At 67.3% G+C, this 3,390-nt stretch carries 4 protein-coding genes; 1 reads left to right on the top strand and 3 read right to left on the bottom strand.

Annotated features, from left to right (window positions below):
- Positions 1-122: 122 nt before the first annotated feature.
- Complete coding sequence (locus ACWGI8_RS41860; protein ID WP_453668699.1) at positions 123-905, bottom strand: SDR family oxidoreductase; 783 nt, start codon at positions 903-905, stop codon at positions 123-125.
- 81 nt (positions 906-986) lie between these two features.
- Between ACWGI8_RS41860 and ACWGI8_RS41855 the strand changes: the two genes are divergently transcribed.
- Positions 987-1,814, top strand: coding sequence for a hypothetical protein (locus tag ACWGI8_RS41855; protein WP_453668698.1), 828 nt, complete (start codon positions 987-989; stop codon positions 1,812-1,814).
- Positions 1,815-1,977: 163 nt separating this feature from the next.
- Here the strand turns inward: ACWGI8_RS41855 and ACWGI8_RS41850 are convergent, their stop codons facing one another.
- Together ACWGI8_RS41850 and ACWGI8_RS41845 are read right to left on the bottom strand one after the other, a co-directional pair.
- Positions 1,978-2,178, bottom strand: coding sequence for a DUF397 domain-containing protein (locus tag ACWGI8_RS41850; RefSeq protein ID WP_453668697.1), 201 nt, complete (start codon positions 2,176-2,178; stop codon positions 1,978-1,980).
- 213 nt (positions 2,179-2,391) lie between these two features.
- The gene (locus tag ACWGI8_RS41845; protein ID WP_453668696.1) at positions 2,392-3,249 is read right to left on the bottom strand and encodes a helix-turn-helix domain-containing protein; all 858 of its coding nucleotides are present in this window, start codon (positions 3,247-3,249) and stop codon (positions 2,392-2,394) included.
- Positions 3,250-3,390 lie beyond the last annotated feature (141 nt).

The raw sequence follows: 3,390 nt of genomic DNA, 5'->3' as shown, positions 1-3,390 counted from the left end.
CAAGAGAAAGTAAAACTTTTCGGATTTTTGACATCAGTTCACTTTTGTTATCGACATAAGGGTGAAAATGGGCCGCACGCGGCGATGTTCGCCGGTGCGGCCCGATGTGACGGCGCTGAGCCCTATCGCATCAGCTCTCCCGCGTTGACCAGTAGCGACTGGCCCGTGATCGCCCTGGCCCGGTCGGAGGCGAGGAATGCCACGGCCTCCGCGACGTCCCCGTCCGTCGCCAGCTCCGGCAGTGCCATCCGCTCGGTCAGCCGGCCGAGCACCTCGGACTCCGGGATCCCCTCGGTGTGCGCGGTGAACTGTACGTACGCCTGGACCGGCGGCCCCCACATCCAGCCGGGCAGCACCGTGTTGACCCGGATCCGGTGCGAGCCCAGCTCGCGCGCGAGCGAGTACATCGCGGAGGTGAGCGCACCCTTCGATGCCGCGTACGCCGCCTGCCGCACCTGGGACGGCGCGGCCACCGCCGACTGCGTGCCGATGATGACGACCGAGCCGCCCCGCTCCTTGAGTGCCGGCAGGCAGGCGCGCGTCATGCGCAGTGTCCCCAGCAGATTGACGTCGACGACCCGCTGCCAGGTCGCGAAGTCGGCATCCTCGAGGCCGCCGAAGTAGCTGTCCCAGGCGGCGACATGGACCACCGCGTCAACGCCGCCGAACCTCTCCACCGCGAGCGCCGCCAGGGCCTCGCACTGTGCCTCGTCGGTGATGTCGGTGGGGCGGTGGGCGGTGTGGGCGCCATCGGGGTCGATTTCAGCGGCGGTCTTGGCGAGATTCGCCTCCGTACGGGCGCCGAGGACGGCGTTGCCCCCGTCCCGTACGACGGTTGCGGCGATCTGGTGTCCGAGTCCGGCGCCGACGCCGGACACGATGACGGTCTTCCCCTGCAGCAGCATCTCGGCGCCTCCCGGCTCTGGCCCTTCATCTGACGGTGCGTCAGAGTAGGTCTGTCCGCCGGATGAGGGAAGGGGAGCGTCGTGAGTGAGGACACCCGGTCCGAGGTGTATGCGGAACTGGCGGCCGTCGGCCCCTATGGAGTCCACCCGGGCCACGCCCTGATCACCATGGTCGAACCGCATCCCGGCCACGAGTACGCGTACAACCGCTGGTACGAGGACGACCACTACTACGCGGGCGCGATGGCGATGCCGTGGATGTATGCCGGCCGGCGCTGGGTGGCGACCCGCGAGCTGCAGCTCCTGCGCTACCCCGAGAAGTCGGCGGTCGCCCAGCCGGTGACGGCCGGCTGCTACATCTCCACGTACTGGATCACCGACGGCCGCTACGACGACCACATGAAGTGGACCGTCGGCATCAACAAGCGGCTGAACCGCGACGGCCGCGTCCATCAGGCCCGTACGCATGTGTTCACCGCCTTCCAGGACCATGCGGCGACCGTGTACCGGGACGGGGCGGCGGGGCCTCGCGACTATCACGCACTCGACCATCCGTACGCGGGGCTGGTCGTCGAGGTGATCGACGCGGAGGGGCCGGAGCGGCGGGCCGAGCTGCTGGAACGGCTGCGGTCGAGGGAGTTGCCCAGGCGGCTCGCCGGTTCCCCGGCGGCGATGGTGACGGTCTTCAGGCCGACACCGCTGCCGCTGGACCGGATGACGTACGTGAAGCAGGTGGAGGGCGTCGACACGCGGCTGACGCTGCTCTGGTTCCTGGAGCGGGATCCGCGTGAGTGCTGGGACGAGCACTTCGCGGATCTCGACGCGGGGGAGCTCGGGAGGGTCGAACTGGTGGCGCCGTTCATCCCGACCGTGCCGGGCACGGACCGCTACGTGGACGAGCTGCGTTGAGCGGGGCCGCGTGGGGCTGAGCGGGGCCGGACAGGGCCGAGCCCCCTCGGCCGGGACGGCGGACCAGTCGAGAGGGCTCTGTTCGTTGAATCCGGCGCTTCGCCGGATCCGGTCTGTACCGGGGTCCCGTGAGTACCGGGATCCGGTCCGGCCGGTGGAACCTCTAGAGCGAACCCTTGGTCACTCCGTGCACGAACGCGGTCCACGAGCCGGGAACGAAGGTGATGGACGGTCCCTCGGGAGCCTTGGAGTCCCGCACGGCGATCGCCTGCACAACAGGGGACTTGACCTCGACGCATGCGCCATTTCCGCCGGAGTACGAGGATTTGATCCAAGTGTCCGTGGCGCCCTGGTGAATAGCCATGTCTTTCTCCGGTTCCGTGTTTCGACGGTGCGGCCGACGTTCTTGACGGCGTGATCACGACGCTACTTGGCACGCTCGACGGATGAGAACGTCCGTTCACTCGACCGGATGGCATATTTCAATGTGCTCTTCCGGGAAAAGGTCGCGAAGGTGTACGGTGCGCCCTCGCGCCTCCCGGGCGGGGTTTGCACGGCCCACGAGGGGCGTTCTACGTTACTTCGCGTACGTCTTGGCGATGTCCTCGATGAACTCCCGAGTATGGTCCACATTCAGCGCCTGGGCCCGCAGATGCTCGTACATCACGGTGTATTTGTGGACGTCATTCGCCTTCTCCAGATAAAGATCACTGGTGACGCCCTCGATGTAGACGACGCTCGAATCCGAGGTGTCGGGGAACTCCAGGATGGCGTAATGCCCGGTGATGCCCGGATGGGCGCCCATGCTGAACGGCAGCACCTGGACCGTGACATGGGGAAGCTGCGACTGCTCCACCAGGTACTCGAGCTGTTCGCGCATCAGCTCCTTGTTGCCCACCACCCGGCGCAGCGCGGCCTCGTCGACCACGGCCCACAGCCGCAGCGGACTCTCGGGCGCGGCGACCCGTTCCTGCCGGCGCATCCTGACCTGGACGCGCTTCTCCACATCGCTGACCGGGGTCTCCGGCAGCGCGCCGGTGATGAGCGCCTCCGCGTACTCCCGGGTCTGGAGCAGTCCGGGCACGATCTGGGGCTCGTAGACGCGGAGGCTGGCCGCGTCCGTCTCCAGGCCGATGTAGACGCTGTACGGGATGTCGCCGAAGGCATGCCACCAGCCCTGCTGGCGGGAGTCCTTGGCCATCTGCATGAGCGAGTCGACGACCCGGTGGTCCTCGACCTCGTACACCCCGCAGAGGTCGCGCACATCGCGCTGGCTGATCGACCGCCGGCCGTTCTCCAGTCGGCTGATCTTCGACTGGGAGACGAGCAGGCGCTCAGCCACCTCCTCCGCGGTCATGCCCTTGAGTTCGCGGAGCCGGCGCAGCTCCTGACCCAAACGACGGCGCCTGACGGTGGGGTTGACGTTGGACGCCACGGGAACTGCACCTCCGGCTTTGTTGCTGTGCGTATCTACGTCTCAGCAGACTGCCACCAAAGGTGCTGGCCGCGCTGGGAAATGACGACACGCGCGCACAATGCGGGGGACAAAGTGAGTGCGCGGGGCAGTCGTGTTGAC

It is taken from the genome of Streptomyces sp. NPDC054841 (assembly GCF_053611045.1).
Note: the sequence above shows the minus strand (reverse complement) of the source record. Positions and strands in the feature narration are given on the sequence as shown.

Excerpts from the sequence above, each read along its gene's own strand:
- ACWGI8_RS41860 (WP_453668699.1), bottom strand. The coding sequence starts at position 905 with ATGCTGCTGCAGGGGAAGACCGTCATCGTGTCCGGCGTCGGCGCCGGA.
- ACWGI8_RS41850 (WP_453668697.1), bottom strand. The coding sequence starts at position 2,178 with ATGGCTATTCACCAGGGCGCCACGGACACTTGGATCAAATCCTCGTAC.